This window comes from Marinococcus halophilus, from assembly GCF_002265875.1.
Classification (GTDB): domain Bacteria; phylum Bacillota; class Bacilli; order Bacillales; family Marinococcaceae; genus Marinococcus; species Marinococcus halophilus.
Genome location: NZ_NPFA01000007.1, coordinates 88,713 through 105,316 on the forward strand (window position 1 = coordinate 88,713; position 16,604 = coordinate 105,316).

A 16,604-nucleotide genomic window follows, 5' to 3' on the forward strand; every position below is an offset into this window, starting at 1 on the left:
GATGGAGATGAGCTTTCGCTGGTACGGGACTGAAGACCCCGTCAAGCTTGAACAAATTAAACAGATTCCTGCGATGAAGGGAATTGTATCTGCTATCTATGAGCTGCCGCCGGGCGAAACGTGGCCGCGGGAGACGATCAGGAGCATGAAGGCTGAAATCGAGCAGCGAGGTCTTGTGTGGAACGTAGTGGAAAGCGTACCGGTACACGAAGACATTAAAATGGGCAAAGGAACGAGGGACAGCTGGATTGCAAAGTATCAGGAAACAATCCGCAACCTTTCCCGGGAGGGCATTAAAACCATCTGCTACAACTTCATGCCCGTGTTTGACTGGACCCGCTCCAAGCTCGATGCCCCGCTTCCGGACGGCTCGCATTCCCTTATGTATGACGAGGATTTGATTCAGCAGATTGACCCGCTTGACGGAAGCCTGACGCTTCCCGGATGGGACCTGTCCTATCAGAAGGATGACCTGCGGGTTATCATGGAGGAGTATAAAGAAATATCGAAAGAAGATCTGATGGAGAACCTGATTTACTTTCTGGAGCGGATTATTCCGGTTGCCGAGGAAGAGGACGTGCTGATGGCCATCCATCCCGACGATCCGCCATGGGACATTTTCGGCCTGCCGCGCATTATCACAAATGAAGCCAACGTTATGACGATGCTGAAGCGGGTCAACAGCAGGCACAACGGGATTACCTTCTGCACCGGCTCCTACGGGGCGGACCAGGATAATGATTTAATCGGCATGATCGAACATATGCAGGACCGCATTCACTTTGTGCACGCAAGAAACGTGCGATGGACAAGCGAAAAATCATTTCAGGAAACGTCGCATTCTGTGCACGAGGGCTCCCTCGATATGGTCGGCATTATCCAGAAGCTGATCGAGGTGGGCTACGAAGGCCCGATCCGCCCGGACCACGGTCGGATGATCTGGGGCGAAGAAGGCCGGCCGGGCTACGGCTTGTACGACCGCGCACTCGGCGCGGTATATCTTAACGGCATTATCGATGCTGAGCGGGAAAGGAGGTAGACAATGCAGACACCATTTCAAATTCCACTGGAGGATAAAGTCGTCGTTATCACTGGCGGAAGCGGCGTGCTCGGTTCGGTGATGGCCGAGGCGCTCGCCGCCAACGGGGCCAAGGTGGCGATCGTTGCCCGCAGCAAGGAAAAGGTCGATCAGGTGGCCAGGCGGATCAGCGAAAGCGGGGGAGAAGCCGCCGGCTACAGCGGCGATGTCACGGACAAGCAGGCCATGGAAGCAATCTATGAGGATGTGAAAAGCCGGTTCGGGCCGTGCGATATTCTCGTCAACGGCGCGGGCGGCAACAATCCGAAGGCCACGACCGGGGAGGAATACTTCGATCCGGAAGCACCCGACAGCGGTGGCACCTTTTTTGACCTGGACCCTGCCGCGGTGGATCAGCTGTTCTCCCTGAACTTTCTCGGTGCGCTGATTCCGTCGCAGGTATTCACCCGCGACATGGTGTACGACCGGCCGGGCTCGATCATTAATATTTCCTCAATGAATGCGTACCGGCCACTGACGAAAATCCCTGCCTACAGCGGGGCCAAGGCGGCTGTCAGCAACTTCACCCAGTGGCTGGCCGTTTACTTCTCCAAATCCGGGGTAAGGGTAAATGCGATGGCGCCGGGCTTTTTCCTCACGGATCAGAACCGGGAGCTGATGTTTTCGGAGGAGGGCGTGCTTAGTGCGAGAGCGGAAAAAATACTTTCCCAGACCCCGCAGGAGCGCTTCGGGGAGCCGGAGGAGCTGGTGGGAACGCTGCTGTGGCTCGTGGATGAAAAATCCTCAGGCTTTGTGAACGGCATTGTCGTACCGATTGACGGCGGATTTTCCGCCTATTCTGGAGTGTAAAGGAGAAAACGATGAGAGTATTTCATATTCTGAATCACATGATCGAAAACAAGGTGGCCGTGGTCATTCGCGGGGAGACCCCGGAGCAGGCGGTGAAGACCGCCGATGCCTGCGTGAAGGGCGGCTCTAAAACACTCGAAGTCACTTTTACTGTGCCGGATGCCGACGATGTGCTGCGCACGCTGGTACAAAAGTATCCCGATGCCGTGGTCGGGGCCGGTACCGTGCTCGACAGCGAAACGGCCCGGCTGGCGATTATCCGGGGCGCATCCTTTATTGTGAGCCCGTCCTTCGATAAAGATGTTGCGAAGCTCTGCAACCGCTATGCGGTGCCGTATCTTCCGGGGATCATGACCGTCCGGGAAGCGACCGAAGCGCTCGCCTACGGCGCCCAGGTGGTCAAGCTGTTCCCCGGGGAGATGTACGCCCCTTCCTTTATTAAAACGCTGCGCGGCCCGCTGCCGCACCTTCAGCTGATGCCAACTGGCGGTGTGGACCTGGATAACGTGCAGGAATGGCTGCAGGCCGGGGCCATCATGATTGGCGCCGGCGGGTCGATCACCGGCCCGGCCAAAGCCGGTGATTATGAGGAAGTTACCCGGCTGGCGGGCGAATTCCAGCGGCTCGCCGAGGAGGTGTAGGCGATGGCGCACATCCTGACGATGGGCGAAATCATGATGCGGCTTACCCCGCCGTCCCACCAGCGGCTGGTGCAGACGAACGATTTTCACGCTTATTTTGGCGGAGCGGAGGCCAACGTGGCTATGAATATGAGCCAGTTCGGGCACGACGCTTCGTTTTTAACAGCGCTGCCGGCAAATGCGATGGGCGAAGCTGCCAAGCGCCGGCTGCGGGCGGCTGGCGTCCATACGAATACGATCGTGGACCAGGGCCGCCGGCTCGGCCTGTATTATGTGGAAGAAGGCTATTCCGTTAAGCCGGCGGAGGTCATCTACGACCGGGCGGATGCCTCGGTAGGGGAGCTTGTGGACACCGCTCTCGACTGGGAGTAGCTGCTTGCCGGCGTGGACGTGTTTCACGTAAGCGGCATTACGCCTGCCCTCGGCCCGGCCATGCATAATCTGACGATGACGGCGCTGAAGGAGGCGGCCAGCCGCGGGGTGCAGGTGAGCTTTGACTGCAACTACCGGGCGAAGCTGTGGTCGCCGGAGGAAGCCAAAGCGTCCTTCGAAGCCATTCTGCCGTATGTGGATACGTGTTTTATCAGCCACAAGGATTTTGTCTACCTGCTCGGGATGGACGGGGACGAAGTGTTTTCCCCGGAGCAGCTGGAACGGTTGTATGACCAGGCGGCCCGGAAGTACCAGATCTCTACGATGGCGAGCACGCACCGGACAGCGGCCTCGGCCAGCTCGAACAGTCTGACCGGCTACTACTATGACGGCAGCCGGCTCCATGCGAGCAGTACCGTGTCGTTTGATCTGCTGGAGCGGGTCGGCGGCGGCGACAGCTTTGCCTCCGGCATCCTGCACGGGGTCCTGCAGGAAAACTGGGAGCCGCAGCAGATCGTCGACTTTGCGACCGGGTCGAGCGTCCTGAAGCACATGGTTTACGGCGACAGCAACCAGTTTGACGAAGCGTATGTGCTTCAGTTTGTTGAAAATCAGGACAACGATGTGAAACGATAAAGAATACTTATTTGTCCGGCTGGATGAACAGCCGGGCTTTTTGGTTTTTCGGGGTACAGCTTTTAGTTTAAAGCTGCTCGCTGTGTTTGTTTCTAAGCTCAATTATTATTTAGTGTACAAATATTTTTAGAAAATTATGAAATTAACGTTTATTTTTTATAATTTAAGGTATAATATTATTAACTATGATTATATAGTTGGTTGTTCATTCATTACCCGCCCCGGAGAAACACATCCTTTTTAGAAAGAAGGCGGAGAAATGAAGAAGCTTGCTGGATCCATGTTAACTGGTGCGCTGGTGTTTAGTTTCGCTGGGGGAGGCACAGCGTTGGCCGACAGTCACGATACGGAGGACGGTGCATCGGAAGACAGCGGGATGGTAAGGATTGTACACGCCTCTCCTGATGCACCCGAGGTTGATGTGTACGTTGATGGAGAGGCTGTAGTCGAAGGGGCGGCCTTCAAGGATGCAACTGATTATATGGAAGTACCGGAAGGGGAACGTGAGGTAGAAATATTTGCCGCAGGTGAAGAAGGCGAAGGAGAGCCTGTGCTTTCAGGAACACTTGATGTGGAAGAGGGCGAAGCGTATACAGCTGCAGCCATAAACACGCTCGACGACATTGAGCTGAGCGTGCTGGAGGACAATCAGGAAGCAGCAGAAGGAATGGCGAATGTCAGAGTAGCCCACTTCTCTCCTGACGCTCCAAATGTTGATGTCGCGGTAACAGACGGAGATATTTTGTTTGAAGATGCTCCGTTCACCGGAGTAACGGACTATATGGAAGTGGAAGCCGGATCCTATGACCTGGAGGTGCGGCCGACTGGCACCGAGGACGTAGTACTTGATCTGGCCGGTACGGAGCTTGAGGAAGGCATGAATTATTCTGTACTTGCAGTTGGTTTTGCCGAAGGTGACCCTGCACTCGACGCTATTGTACTGGCAGCCCCTTCGAGTGACAGTATGCCATCGGAGATGCCGCAGACTGGAGCAGCCGGAACAGATAATACAATGATGTATGTATTGGCTGGCCTGTTAGCAGCCGGTCTTGGGGCTGGATACTATGTACGCCGCCGCGCGGACGCTACTTCATAGTATTCTTTTCGCTATCCTGATTCTTTTTTTAACCGGAAGCTCCGAAGAATTCACGGAAGCGGAAACGGCTTATTCGGAACCGTCAATAGAAGGGGCGGACGCTCCGGATATAGAGGAGCGGCCAGAGACACCAACAGCTTCATCGCCTGAGTCTATTTCACCGGCAGCAATCAGGATGAGCTCGATTGGTGTGGAAGCGGAAGTGGACGATATGGGATATACGGATAACGGGGGAATGGAGGTACCGGATAACGGGGAGGACACCGGCTGGTTTTCGCCGGGATTTAAGCCGGGACAGCAGGGGAATGCGGTCATCGCAGGCCATGTGAATGACCGCTCCGGTCCTGCGGTATTTTACCACCTGGATAAACTTAAAAAGGGAGATTTGATTGAAGTAATCGGTGAATCCGGGAAAACGATCACCTTTGAAATGGAATCTGCAGCATCTTATCCGTATGATGATGCTCCGATTCAGCAGATTTTCGGCGCCTCCAGCGAGCGTTCGCTGCAGTTGATCACATGTACCGGAGAGTTTGACAACGACGCCGGTACTCACAGGGAAAGATTGGTGGTTACCGCCTCGGCTGTGGAAAGGTAATGAAAACCTGCTTTTGGATGATGAAAACCTGAATCCTGGACACAGAAACAAGTGTTCACGGTTCAGGTTTTTTTATGTTCAACACGAACAACCGGTTTTTTAGATAACTAAAAGGATAAGTTCTGTTATAAATGCAATATATATATTGCATTTTGAAAATTATAATATACAATAAAAGAAAAAGGAGGCGGTGTGAATGAAGTGGTTCCAATCCAATCCGAAGGACGAGCGGGTGGAGCAGGCGAAAAACCAAATCTATCGGGAACTGTACATAGTAGTGGTGGGACTGTGTTTTCTTTCAATTATCATTAAACAGTTTGTGGATGTAGCGGCCTACAGCAATATACTAGCCGAAATAGTGATATTGCTCATCCCATCGCTTTATTATATGGTCCGTGGCTGGCAGCTGGATATTTTCAGTGCCGAGCGGGAAATGCATGACCGCAGAAGCCGCATCCCGATGACGGCGAAAAATTTTATTTATGCCGGAGCCGGTGGGGTGGCCATTTCCCTATATTTCGGAACGCGGAGCGCTATTTTATATGCGGAAGGGTCAGCGCAGAGCATCAGTTACTTTTTTCTAGTGGCGGCTGTAAGCCTCATGATTTACCTCCCGCTTTTGATCGGGCTGGCATTTTTGGTGGAAGCAATTACTAAATCAAGGCATGTCGAATAAAAAGGACAGGAGCGTAGATGAAAAATTTAAAATTAAAAGCAGCGCGGGCCGAGAAAAATTTATCCCAGCAGGAGCTTGCTGAACAGATTGGCGTTTCCCGTCAGACGATTGGCCTGATTGAACTCGGCAAGTATAACCCGACCCTGCAGCTGTGTCTCGCGATCTGCAAGGCCCTGTCCAAAACGCTTGATGATTTGTTCTGGGAGGACTGAAGCCGGATAGAAAGTCGCAATATAAAAGCAGTTTTTTCAATAGAGTGGCATTATAATAGAAGTAAGGGAAAAAAGCGTTTCACTTAAGGATAGAAAGCCCAGATCCGAACTTTTTGGAATAGCGAGTATTCGACGTTTAAACAACCTGAATGAATGGCTTCGGTATGACCCCGGAGTCTTTTTTATGACGTTCAGCCTGAATTTTTGTATTTTCCATTTTGGTTGATTTAAAAAATAGATAGTGTAATGCTTAGGTTTTTTGTATGATAGAAAAAACAGAAGGAATATTTTTCAAGCCAGAAATGATGCCTCATCCGCAGTACTAACCTTTGCAGAATCGAGCGATGTGTAATGACTTTTCTATCATGGTTGATGCGGAGCATGACGCCTCCGCAGATTCTTGCTTCCGGTTTCATCATCGTTATAGCCATCGGCACGGCTCTTCTGATGCTCCCTGTTTCCGTAACGGGTTCGATCAGTTTCATTGATGCGCTGTTTACAGCAGCATCCGCCACGACTGTGACCGGTCTGGTGACGGTCAGCCCGGGAAACGGCTTCACGGTGTTCGGTCAGACCGTGATTATGGTTATGATACAGCTCGGCGGACTCGGGTTTATGGCGGTTACGGTATTTATTGTACTTCTGCTCGGTAAACGCATCGGCCTCCGCAGCCGGCTTCTCGTGCAGGAGTCGCTGAACCAGCCGGCGATGGGCGGCGTCGTGAAGCTGGTAAAGATTCTGGTAATTTTTTCCCTCACGGTGGAATCGGCAGCCGCAGCCGCACTTGCCACCCAGTGGGTGCCGGAGTACGGCTGGAGCGAGGGTCTGTTCTACAGCGTGTTTCACGCGGTGTCTGCCTTTAATAATGCCGGGTTTGCACTCTGGGACAGCAACCTGATGCAGTATGCCGGCAATCCAGCGGTGAATATTGCGATCTCCTCTTCGTTCATTATTGGCGGCATCGGCTTCACAGTATTGTACGACGTGTGGGAAAAACGGAAATTCCGCACGCTGACGCTGCATTCGAAATTGATGATCGTCGGCACACTCGTGCTGAATGCTGCAGCTGTGACTATCGTATTTTTGTTTGAATATATTAATCCGCAGACTACGACCTCGCTTTCGCTTGGGGAGCAGCTGTGGACCTCCTATTTTCAGGCGGTGTCGCCGAGGACGGCCGGTTTTAATACCGTCAACATTGCCGATATGCAGATTCAGACGATCGTATTTATTATGATGCTCATGTTCATTGGCGCCGGCAGTGCTTCGACGGCAAGCGGGATTAAACTGACAACGTTTCTGGTGATCGTGCTGGCAGCGGTGAAATACATTAAACGCGAAGAAGATTTAACAGCCTTTCGCCGCCGGATCGCCCCGGCCATTATTGAACGGGCGCTTGCGATTACGGTGCTCGGGTTTGCCGTCGTTTTCTCGGGAATATTTATTTTATCGCTGACCGAGCAGGCCCCGTTTGAGCAAATTGTGTTCGAGGTATTTTCAGCATTCGGAACGGTCGGCCTCACGATGGGACTCACTGAAGCCTTAAGCACGATCGGAAAAGTCGTGATCATCGGCATTATGTTTGTCGGCCGGGTGGGCTCAGTAACGCTCGCCTTTTCCCTGGCCAAGCCGAAAAAAACGCACGTGCGCTACCCGCAGGGCGATATCTTTACAGGATGACCCCTGCAGCTTAAGAGGGCAAAAACAAAAAGCAGCTATTTTCTGTGCTATACAGAGAATGGCTGCTTCAATGTTAATTCGCCCGTTTTTCCTCCCAGAGCCGCTTGCGCTCCTCAAAGCTCACTTCCAGGTACACCTGATGCAGCATCCAGATGTAGCCAAAGGGATCCATAAAAATAGCGTTCGACACGCCGTGATCAGGAAGGTCCGTAACTGGCTGTATTTCATGGCAGCCTGCGTCGATGGCTTTGGCATAGGTCTCCACGATGTCAGGAACCGTGATGTTGAACCAGAGTGTTTTCGGGTCGTCCGGGGTGGGGGGCGGTCAAATGGAAGGCCGGGTTTTCATCCAGCAGATGGAACGGGACATCGTAGAGCGTGAAAATAGCTTCGTTTTCGCCCCGGGGGAAGTCTGAAGCCTCTACTGTCTCGATCTCAAATATTTTTTTATACAGCTCCAGGGCTTTTAAACTGTCGGTCACTACCATATCGATTTCGACACCAGCCATAATACACACACCCCTCTACAGCTTAATTAAATAGCTTCTTCAAGTGGGCAATATAAGCATATTACTGATTTCTACTCTAGAGAGGGAAAATCCTTTTTACCATTATAATAGGCCTCCTAATTAATTAGATGCTGTTTTCCAAATATTTCTTCAGCGTATGTTACGATGATTTTATCCTCAGGATCAGTCAGAAAACAGACCAATTCGCGGACAAAAGACGAAAATAGATGCAGGTGATACATAATGAAAAAGCGAGCGGCGTTGCTCGGTATTATGACTGGGATATTGGTTTTAGGCGGGTGCCGGCAGAGTGATTTGACGGAGCTGGAACAAACACTTGCGGCACAGAAGGCGAACCGGGGGATAGAGGGATCGGCGGAGGCTGGAGCAGGAGGTTCAGGTCCCTTTATTTACGATGAAGACGGGGAGCCGTTTTTCCGGATAGAAGCGCCGGAAGGGTTTTATATTAACGAACGCTACTATATTTCAAACAAAAGCTTCGAATTCGAATACAGTCCGGAGGACATGGACTATGTTTATCAGTCGTCCACGAGCGAGAGCCGGAAAGAAAATATCAGCACGTTCAGTGTGGTGGGAAATAAGACAGTGGAGAATAAACAGGATGCAGACGAGTCGCTCGAACGGATCAGGGAGACCCGGGTTTCCTCCTACAGGGAGGAGGGGAGACCGTATTCAGTTTACACCGGGGACGATAAGGACCTGGGCCCCTTTTCGTTTGTTCTTCGATCCACGAGAGAAGGATATGAACAATACTTGTTTTACGGCGTACAGAAGAAACGCCTGATTACAGCGACGCTGACCGTGCCGGAGGAGACCGGAGAGCAGGAAGCTATCTTCGACCGGACGCTTGAAGCAGTCCGCACGATGACTTTTAAAAATCCTGAGGAGTGGGAGGAGCCAGTGGATCAGACGCAAAAGGCACAGACGATCCAATACGTGCCCTACGAAAAAAGCAGCACGGTGATCCCGGAGAAATCCTACTCCTTTACCGTGCCGGCGCTTCCCCAAGGGTTTCAGCTGCGCAATGCTGATGCGCTGGGATATACCGTATCAAAGAATTACCCGGAGCTGGAAAAGCCGGGGAGCCTCCAACGTTCTGAAACGGCCCTGCATTTTTTCGCTCTTGAAAAGGACATGGGCTACTTTCGTGAAGACGAGCTGCGAAGCCGTCCGAAGGATGAATTTGAAAACAATAGGGGGGAGCAGGCTGAGGAGGTGGAGTACCTGCATAATAATAATCAGGCAGACCTTGGGGATTTTACGACTGGCGTCCGGACGTCCTACAAAAATTATGAACGGTATCTGTTTGTTGCCGAGACAGAGAACCACGTTCTGTTCGGCCGGTACTTTCTTCCGAAAAAAATAGAAAATCGCCAGGAGATTAAAGAGCTATATGAAGAGGCGATCTCAAGCTTCGACATCCAGGAGGAAACGCAGTAATCATAAATTATTTCTGTTAGTCCAGCTCCTCCGTCTTCACGTAGGCATGAGTAACCGCTCCTGCTACTCCGCTGCTTTCGTCGTATGGAAAGGTGGTGACATCGAGCCGGTAGTTAAGGGTACCAAGCGGACGAATCGATTGTTCGGGTACCTCTGCTTCAAGCCCGATAAAGTCGCCTTTGGCATTATAAAACAGGGTGTACAGCTGAATGTCGCTGTAGGCCTCCTGGTTTTCATTTTCAATTGCTGTGTTTACATGCAGCGGCTCATCCCCGGTGGATCGGTTCAGCTGTTCATTTTCAACGTTCAGCTGGGCGGGCCGGTTTTCGGATACTACCGGGGATAAAGCTGCTTCAACCTCCACTGGAGCAGCCGTGCTGGTTATTTTGGAGGAGACGTAGCCGGTTTCGCCGGGCGGGATGATCTCTGGGTACACCTGCACCTCGCCTCCTCCTGTCGAAGCAGCTTCGCTGCCGCCCGCATCATACCATGTGGCAGAAGGCGAGTCTGGAGTAATATATTCATCGCTGTTATTCAAAAACGCCTCGTAGTAATGGTAGGCCTCTTCGCCGGAATAAACATAATCTCCAAGAAATGTGAGTGAATCCCGGGAAACTTCTTTGCCTGCCGTGCCGGCGTCGGGCTCTGTCGTTTCAGAGTAATAGCCGGTGATTTTCGGCGTTCCTGTATCGGTGGTGCCGGTGAACCGGCCGAACACGGTCACCTGGTCGTTTCGTTTAATATTGTCCTGATCACTAATAGTAGTAAACAAATCCCGCTGCTCAGGGGAATAGTAGGTGAGTGAGTAAGCCTGCCGGCCGAAGGGATTTCCCGGCTGGTCTTCGGGAAGCACCTGCGAGACGGTGCCTTCAACTTTTACGATAGTGTCCGGAGCCAGGCTTTTTTTGTAGGCCACAGCTTCCTTCTTGAACGCTTCTTCGCTCAGCTTCTCATTCGAGGAACTGTCAGCACTTTCGGTTTCGCTGGAATTGGTGCTGCTGGACGTCTCCTCCTCGGATTCGGTACCGCTGCTTCCACAGGCACTTACGAGCGTCAATACAGAGAAGCCGGCGATAAGGGCGCAGGTATTTTTCTTCATTAATAAGCCTCCTAAAACATTACGGTGAAAATAACGCCTGAACCCAAAGAACGAGGGCTCTGGCTTGTAGAAGCGGGATGCTGCGTTATGTCCGTGCTGCAGTTTTTTGCCGGTAATCCCATTCCAACCACAAAATCAACACGATTAGCAGAACTACCATGGCGGCGGGCACGAGCCATTGGCTGCTGCCCTTCTGTACTGCAGCCAGAACGGTTACGCTGACAGCGATAACGGGAGCCATTACATAATAGGGAAGGCTGCTGTAAAACCAACCGTACGGGAAAAAGTGAGCGCCGGTAATGACGGCAAAAAACAGCACGGCATCCACGGGACTCGCAGCGATGGCCCAGAGGAGGAGCGGAAAATAAGCCAGCTGCGCAAGGTTCAGGCTGAGGCCGAGGCTGCTGAGCGGATTGTCGTCAAATTTCCATTCCGCCCGCAGCAGCCGGGAAAAAAGGATTGCCAGTGGCAGCATCAGCCCCGAAGAACAGAGCATGAGTATGTTTTGGGTATACAAATCCAGGGAAAGCAGAAAAACTCCCGTTATCAGCACCCAGATCAGCACTGCGGCCATTAAAAAAGCAATGCCGTTTTTGCCCTTTACCGACAATTCCCTTCTCCATGCATGTATCTCCACCATTGCCACCTCCGTTGCGACGATTCATGAATTAAGCGTACCATAAAATCTCATTTATGGGAGGCATGTACTGCGGCCGATTTACAAGATTTTTTATGTGAAAATACTATTGGATGTTTCATTTTTTTATGAAATGGCAATATAGAAGCACGTAATTAAATTATGTAAACAAAGGAGATTTTCAGCATGACCCAGGATCCACGCAACCAGTATTATCATGACGATTATCCAAAGCAGTACCAGGATCCGCCTGGTGTGCAAAAATATATGAATCCTCAGCCGGACTGCGGCGAAAGCAGCTATGAAGGCACCGGCCAATTAAAGGGACGAAAAGCACTCGTTACCGGCGGCGATTCCGGTATCGGCCGGGCCGCGGCTATTGCGTACGCCCGTGAAGGCGCGGATGTGGCGATCAACTATCTTCCGGACGAGGAGCCGGACGCCCAGGACGTAAAAGAAATGATTGAACAGGCCGGGCGTAAAGCAGTGCTTCTGCCGGGAGATCTGAGAAGCGAAACGTTCTCCCGTGAACTCGTGCAGTCGGCCGTGGACGAGCTCGGCGGTCTGGACATTCTGGCACTTGTCGCCGGTAAACAGCAGGCCGTTAAGGATATTGCTGACCTTACGACCGAACAGATTGTTTCCACGTTTGAAACGAACGTGTTTTCCATGTACTGGATGACCCAGGAAGCACTGCCGCATATGCCGGAGGGCGGATCGATCATAACAACGACGTCCGTTGAAGGCTATGATCCATCGCCGATGCTTCTGGACTATGCCGCAACCAAAAGCACTATCATCGGATTTACGAAGGCACTTGCCAAGCAGGTAGCCTCCCAGGGTATCCGGGTAAATTCGGTAGCACCGGGGCCATTCTGGTCTCCGCTGCAGATTTCCGGTGGTCAGCCGGGCGAAAACATCCCGAAATTCGGGGAAGAAACGCCGGAGACACCGCTTGGGCGTGCCGGCCAGCCGGTCGAGCTTTCCGGAGTCTACGTATTTCTTGCCTCCGACCAGGCAAGCTACGTAACCGGTCATGTATACAGCGCGACTGGCGGCTTAAACGCCAATTAATGAAGACAGAAGAAAAGCACCCATTTCCCGGATTAACGGGAGATGGGTGCTTAATTTTTAGGACAGCTTTTCTTCCTGTGCCTCGGGCTCCTCTGCCTGCTTTCGTGCAACGTGGGAGCTTCCCCACTCGTGCATCGCTTCGAGTATCGGCTCCAGGCTCCGGCCATATTCAGTAATGGAATACTCCACCTTCGGCGGAATCTCCGGATAAATGACGCGCTGAATGATATCCTCATCTTCAAGCTCGCGCAGCTGCTTGGTGAGCATACGCTGGGTGATACCCGGCATTTTTCGTTTTAATACGCTGAAGCGCTGCGTGCCGTCATTTAACAGATGAACAAGGATGACAGGCTTCCATTTGCCGACAAGGATGCCGAGCGCCTCCTGAAACTGACAGAATTCGACTTCTTTTTTCATTAATGCCACTCCTTAGTATGATTTTATAAAGCAGGTATGTAGTCATTTGCTTGCATGCAATTCAGTATGTACATACTACCACGTTTTATTTGAAAAACGAACTGTTCTGCTTCTGCCCGCCGAAAGCCGCCATTGGTACCCTCAAGGGAACTATACCACTTTTAAGTGCGTACTTGTTTTCACGGGCGGAGCGGCTAAAATAATAGGGGCAGAGAAAAATTAAACATTTAAGAAAAAGAGGGATAGCTGTGAACGTATTACTAGTAAAAGCAAATAACCGCCCGGATGGCATTTCCACGAAAATGTACGAAACGTTTCTGGAAAACGTCCAGGACGCAGGCGCATTAAACGTCCAGACCTACGACGTATTTGAAGAGGATACACCGTACTTCGGCCAGGACTTCTTTGACGCCTTAGGCCGCCTTGCGACAGACGGCGAGCCAACCGAGATGGACCGCCGGGTGCTTGCCGCCAAGCAGAAAGCAAAGGATGCGTTCAGCGCTGCTGATCTGGTCGTGTTTGCCTTCCCGCTGTGGAACCTGACGATTCCGGCTAAGCTGCAGACCTTTATTGACTATATCGCTGAAGCCGGCTACACGTTTAAATACAGCCCGGAGGGTGCGCTTGTGCCGCTCATGCCGGAGAAAAAAGTGATCTTTCTGAACGCCCGCGGCGGGGTATATTCCGCTCCGGAAATGGCTGGCATGGACATGGCGCTTACGTACATGCAGAACATTTTTGGCGGTCTGTACGGCATGGATATTGTAGATGAAGTGGTAATCGAAGGCCATAACGCCAATCCGGACCAGGCAGAGGAAATCATCGAAGCCGGCCTGAAGGAAGTTGCGGAAGCCGCTTCCCGCGTTGCCTACCAAAAGGTATAACGAAACAAATCGATCAACCCGTTCGGCAGGAAACTGCCGGCGGGTTTTTTTATGCAGGAGCGGAGGACATAATAGAAAATTTCTGCTACACTGCATTTGTAATATTTTAGGAGTTTAAGGGAGAGGAGAACATGGAAGCGGTCCGCAATCGAATACGTACGATGCTGATATTTCTGTTGAACGGGCTGATTTTTATTTGGATTTTTATTGTAAACATTATGGCTTTCACGGGACAGAGTTATCTGGGAAACACCGCTATGTCTTTTCCTTTACTATTAACAGTTAATCTATTTCTTATATGGAATTATAACTGCGGGGCAAAAGAAAGCATAAACAAAGCTGAAGCGGTATGGTTTAGAATACTGGCGGCGCTGCTGCTTATGGGTACAATAAGCTTCGTGCTTGCGGAGGTACTTAATTAATTCGAAGAAAGGTGATAAATTGCCAGAATATTTTTCTATTGCAGTGCTTGCCAGCATACTGCTTCGCTTCCCTCTAGAAATATGGATTGTACCAAAGGGAGCGGTGACGATTAAAGAAACCCGGGGGCAATACTGGTCATTTGGCATTCTTATTGTCGCTTTAGTTCTGATAATGATTCCAACTTTTACAGTAGATACATATTCGCAAGGCTATATCCCGCTGTTTATGCTTTCTGTATTGATGCTATTTGGAGCTGCTCAAGCATGGCTCGAATGGTATTTTGCCTACGAGGCGAAAGAATATATAGTATCAACGATTATTACTTTGTTTTTTATCGTTTCTTATTTTGCGCTGGAACTTCTATTTTAAATATAAATGGTATTCAAAAAAGCATCAGGTGCGTCAAAGCCACTATGCCGATTAGTGCAGAAACAACGCTGATCAAAAAAGAATGCCAGTGCTTTCGTTCCTGAGGGATATTACGTTTTTCTTCGACAGCGTCAAGCAGGGCCTGAAGGGCAAAGTGGAACCCCAGTACCGGGAAAACCCACGGCGTTTTTTCGGTTCCGATGAAAAGAATAAGAAGAAAAAGCGCAAAAATTGTGGCGTAGATTTTTGCCCGCAAAAACTTCTCTTCCTGCCTTCGGTAGTTATTTCTTCGATAAGGGACCTGCGTTTTGTACCGTATTCCTTTGTCGATGACAAAAGCAAGCAGGAGAATAATACAAATGAGGATTGCCGTTATCATACAGCAGCTCCTTTCTATAATACAAAACACAAATGAGGATGAAAATTCATGACTGCATTTACAGAAGGAATCACAATTCTGCTATTGTTATGCCTCCCGCTGGCGCTTGTCTCCTTTGCTTTGTATGCAGTGCTTGAGCCAAAGAGCTGGAAAATGCATGCGTTGTTAACCATTGGGTACATACTTATTACGGGGGCAGTTTCTCTTGTAAGTGCGGCTGTTGCCAGCTGGAGGGGCGGAGCATTTGAAGCAGGAGAAGTAGTTTATACATTTACTACGATCACGGTTTGTATGATTGTCGGACTCGGCGGCTACTATCTGTTTCGGCCGTATTTGTAGCGCCCGGCCTGCTATGATAAACGAAAGGCCCGTATCAAAAACGGCAGCATTACGACAAATATTCCAGCCAGCAGACTTATTATTAACAAGTGGGGCGGCCCAGAGCCGTTAATACTTGTGACAAACGCTGCATTTAAACCGGCAAACATCACCAGCATATAATTTTTTACCGTATTCAGCAGAAGAATGCTGTTGCGGTATTGGGCACGGACATTGCCTTCATGAATTTTCCTGGGGTAGTTATGTATATGTGGCACTCGTTCCAATAAGGACATGAAAATCCATAATACAGAAGTGAGAGCCAGCAAAAGCCATATAGCCGCTTTGTTTCCATACGCATTTACTTCTCCGTTCATGCTGAAATGTACAGGCACTTCTTCTGGAAATGTACTATACATAAAAGCAAAAAAGACTGCCCCCGCAAAAAATAGTATAATCCCCGCAGCGTCGAGCCAAACACAGAACTTCGGCCGTGAAACACGGGCTTTTTCCGGATGTTGGTTCAACAATTCCATATAGAAATACACCTCCTTTAAATTTCTATTAATGCCTATTTTAGCAAATGCGCCTTTGGAAAACAGTTGAACTATTGCCACCTTTGCTTTTAATAATTAAAGATAATTATCCATATTTATGTATGAAATAGAAATGTAAAACTATTATTAATGAATTTTTGTTTGAAATATTAATAGTTCGGAAAAGATATATGTATAAGTAAATAATTATTAAGCAGAGGTCTTACATCAGTATACAGGCGTCTATCGGTGATTGAACCATCAAAGGAGATGATGACATGGCAGAGGAAAACAAGAATAGGAAGCAAGAAAATAACAGTAAGGATAACAAAGGGTACGGCTGGATAGCCACGGGCAGCCTGATCGGCGGGTCTCTTCCACTGATCACCAGAAAAATTAAAAAAGGCCTGATCCCAGGTGATGAGAAAGGCAAGAAGAAAGACAAGAAGAAAAAGTCTAAAAAACCGCGTTACATTTTAAACAAAAAAAGTACGCCGAAAAAACTGGCTAAAAAGAAAAAGCGCCTGAAGAAAAAAGCAAAAGGCAAGCTGCCGAAAAAGCTGAAGAAGTAACGATATTTCCTCCCGGATCCGGGAGGTTTTTTTATGAAATTTTTGAGCAAAAGATAGTTTCAAATGTGTAATAAGCGTATATAATTAATAATGAAAATACCATTACTTTCGGACAAGGAGGAATGCA

19 protein-coding genes and 2 pseudogenes are annotated in these 16,604 nt (G+C 50.0%); 15 read left to right on the forward strand and 6 right to left on the reverse strand.

Annotated elements, in window-relative coordinates:
* Position 1 precedes the first annotated feature (1 nt).
* The 9 genes and pseudogenes from uxuA (at position 2) to CHL76_RS08870 (ending at position 7,799) form a co-directional block, all read left to right on the forward strand.
* Complete coding sequence (gene uxuA / locus CHL76_RS08825; RefSeq protein WP_094908360.1) at positions 2-1,039, forward strand: mannonate dehydratase; 1,038 nt, start codon at positions 2-4, stop codon at positions 1,037-1,039.
* A gap of 3 nt (positions 1,040-1,042) precedes the next feature.
* The gene (locus tag CHL76_RS08830) at positions 1,043-1,888 is read left to right on the forward strand and encodes an SDR family oxidoreductase (RefSeq protein WP_094908361.1); all 846 of its coding nucleotides are present in this window, start codon (positions 1,043-1,045) and stop codon (positions 1,886-1,888) included.
* 11 nt (positions 1,889-1,899) lie between these two features.
* Positions 1,900-2,529 (forward strand): bifunctional 2-keto-4-hydroxyglutarate aldolase/2-keto-3-deoxy-6-phosphogluconate aldolase, encoded by a 630-nt coding sequence (locus tag CHL76_RS08835; protein ID WP_094908362.1) that lies wholly within the window; start codon positions 1,900-1,902, stop codon positions 2,527-2,529.
* A gap of 3 nt (positions 2,530-2,532) precedes the next feature.
* Positions 2,533-3,537: pseudogene (locus CHL76_RS17275) on the forward strand (PfkB family carbohydrate kinase).
* A gap of 259 nt (positions 3,538-3,796) precedes the next feature.
* Positions 3,797-4,633 (forward strand): DUF4397 domain-containing protein, encoded by an 837-nt coding sequence (locus CHL76_RS08850; RefSeq protein ID WP_094908365.1) that lies wholly within the window; start codon positions 3,797-3,799, stop codon positions 4,631-4,633.
* Positions 4,602-5,231 (forward strand): class F sortase, encoded by a 630-nt coding sequence (locus CHL76_RS08855; protein ID WP_094908366.1) that lies wholly within the window; start codon positions 4,602-4,604, stop codon positions 5,229-5,231. The genes CHL76_RS08850 and CHL76_RS08855 overlap by 32 nt, the downstream gene beginning before the upstream one ends.
* Positions 5,232-5,427: 196 nt before the next feature.
* On the forward strand, positions 5,428-5,907 hold the full coding sequence (locus CHL76_RS08860; RefSeq protein WP_094908367.1) for a DUF6773 family protein: 480 nt from the start codon (positions 5,428-5,430) through the stop codon (positions 5,905-5,907).
* A gap of 17 nt (positions 5,908-5,924) precedes the next feature.
* A complete protein-coding gene (locus tag CHL76_RS08865; RefSeq protein WP_094908368.1) occupies positions 5,925-6,119 on the forward strand; it encodes a helix-turn-helix transcriptional regulator in 195 nt (64 codons plus the stop codon).
* 351 nt (positions 6,120-6,470) lie between these two features.
* Positions 6,471-7,799, forward strand: a complete 1,329-nt coding sequence (locus tag CHL76_RS08870; protein WP_094908369.1) for a TrkH family potassium uptake protein — start codon at positions 6,471-6,473, stop codon at positions 7,797-7,799.
* Between the two features lie 73 nt (positions 7,800-7,872).
* On the opposite strand, the pseudogene CHL76_RS08875 reads toward CHL76_RS08870, so the two are convergent.
* Positions 7,873-8,308 (reverse strand): annotated as a pseudogene (locus CHL76_RS08875) (VOC family protein).
* Between the two features lie 243 nt (positions 8,309-8,551).
* On the opposite strand from CHL76_RS08875, the gene CHL76_RS08880 reads away from it, so the two are divergent.
* Positions 8,552-9,769 (forward strand): hypothetical protein, encoded by a 1,218-nt coding sequence (locus CHL76_RS08880; protein WP_094908370.1) that lies wholly within the window; start codon positions 8,552-8,554, stop codon positions 9,767-9,769.
* 16 nt (positions 9,770-9,785) lie between these two features.
* Here CHL76_RS08880 and CHL76_RS08885 read toward each other — a convergent pair whose 3' ends face one another.
* Together CHL76_RS08885 and CHL76_RS08890 are read right to left on the reverse strand one after the other, a co-directional pair.
* Complete coding sequence (locus CHL76_RS08885) at positions 9,786-10,868, reverse strand: hypothetical protein (protein WP_094908371.1); 1,083 nt, start codon at positions 10,866-10,868, stop codon at positions 9,786-9,788.
* A gap of 85 nt (positions 10,869-10,953) precedes the next feature.
* Entirely contained in the window at positions 10,954-11,508 is a 555-nt protein-coding gene (locus CHL76_RS08890; RefSeq protein WP_094908372.1) for a DUF7010 family protein, read from the reverse strand.
* A gap of 183 nt (positions 11,509-11,691) precedes the next feature.
* Here CHL76_RS08890 and CHL76_RS08895 point away from each other — a divergent pair, with 183 nt between their 5' ends.
* Entirely contained in the window at positions 11,692-12,579 is an 888-nt protein-coding gene (locus tag CHL76_RS08895; protein WP_094908373.1) for an SDR family oxidoreductase, read from the forward strand.
* Positions 12,580-12,636: 57 nt separating this feature from the next.
* Here the strand turns inward: CHL76_RS08895 and CHL76_RS08900 are convergent, their stop codons facing one another.
* A complete protein-coding gene (locus CHL76_RS08900; RefSeq protein WP_094908374.1) occupies positions 12,637-12,996 on the reverse strand; it encodes a winged helix-turn-helix transcriptional regulator in 360 nt (119 codons plus the stop codon).
* A 248-nt stretch (positions 12,997-13,244) separates the two neighbouring features.
* Between CHL76_RS08900 and CHL76_RS08905 the strand changes: the two genes are divergently transcribed.
* Positions 13,245-13,880: an FMN-dependent NADH-azoreductase gene (locus tag CHL76_RS08905; RefSeq protein WP_094908375.1), complete on the forward strand. Its 636-nt coding sequence runs from the start codon at positions 13,245-13,247 to the stop codon at positions 13,878-13,880.
* Between the two features lie 441 nt (positions 13,881-14,321).
* On the forward strand, positions 14,322-14,672 hold the full coding sequence (locus tag CHL76_RS08915; protein ID WP_079476368.1) for a DUF4181 domain-containing protein: 351 nt from the start codon (positions 14,322-14,324) through the stop codon (positions 14,670-14,672).
* A gap of 13 nt (positions 14,673-14,685) precedes the next feature.
* On the opposite strand, the gene CHL76_RS08920 is transcribed toward CHL76_RS08915, so the two are convergent.
* Positions 14,686-15,051, reverse strand: coding sequence for a hypothetical protein (locus tag CHL76_RS08920; protein WP_079476369.1), 366 nt, complete (start codon positions 15,049-15,051; stop codon positions 14,686-14,688).
* Between the two features lie 48 nt (positions 15,052-15,099).
* On the opposite strand from CHL76_RS08920, the gene CHL76_RS08925 reads away from it, so the two are divergent.
* Positions 15,100-15,390: a hypothetical protein gene (locus CHL76_RS08925; protein ID WP_079476370.1), complete on the forward strand. Its 291-nt coding sequence runs from the start codon at positions 15,100-15,102 to the stop codon at positions 15,388-15,390.
* Positions 15,391-15,401: 11 nt separating this feature from the next.
* Here CHL76_RS08925 and CHL76_RS08930 read toward each other — a convergent pair whose 3' ends face one another.
* Entirely contained in the window at positions 15,402-15,905 is a 504-nt protein-coding gene (locus tag CHL76_RS08930; protein WP_079476371.1) for a DUF1648 domain-containing protein, read from the reverse strand.
* Positions 15,906-16,183: 278 nt separating this feature from the next.
* On the opposite strand from CHL76_RS08930, the gene CHL76_RS08935 reads away from it, so the two are divergent.
* Positions 16,184-16,477 (forward strand): hypothetical protein, encoded by a 294-nt coding sequence (locus CHL76_RS08935; RefSeq protein ID WP_079476372.1) that lies wholly within the window; start codon positions 16,184-16,186, stop codon positions 16,475-16,477.
* Positions 16,478-16,604: the final 127 nt, after the last annotated feature.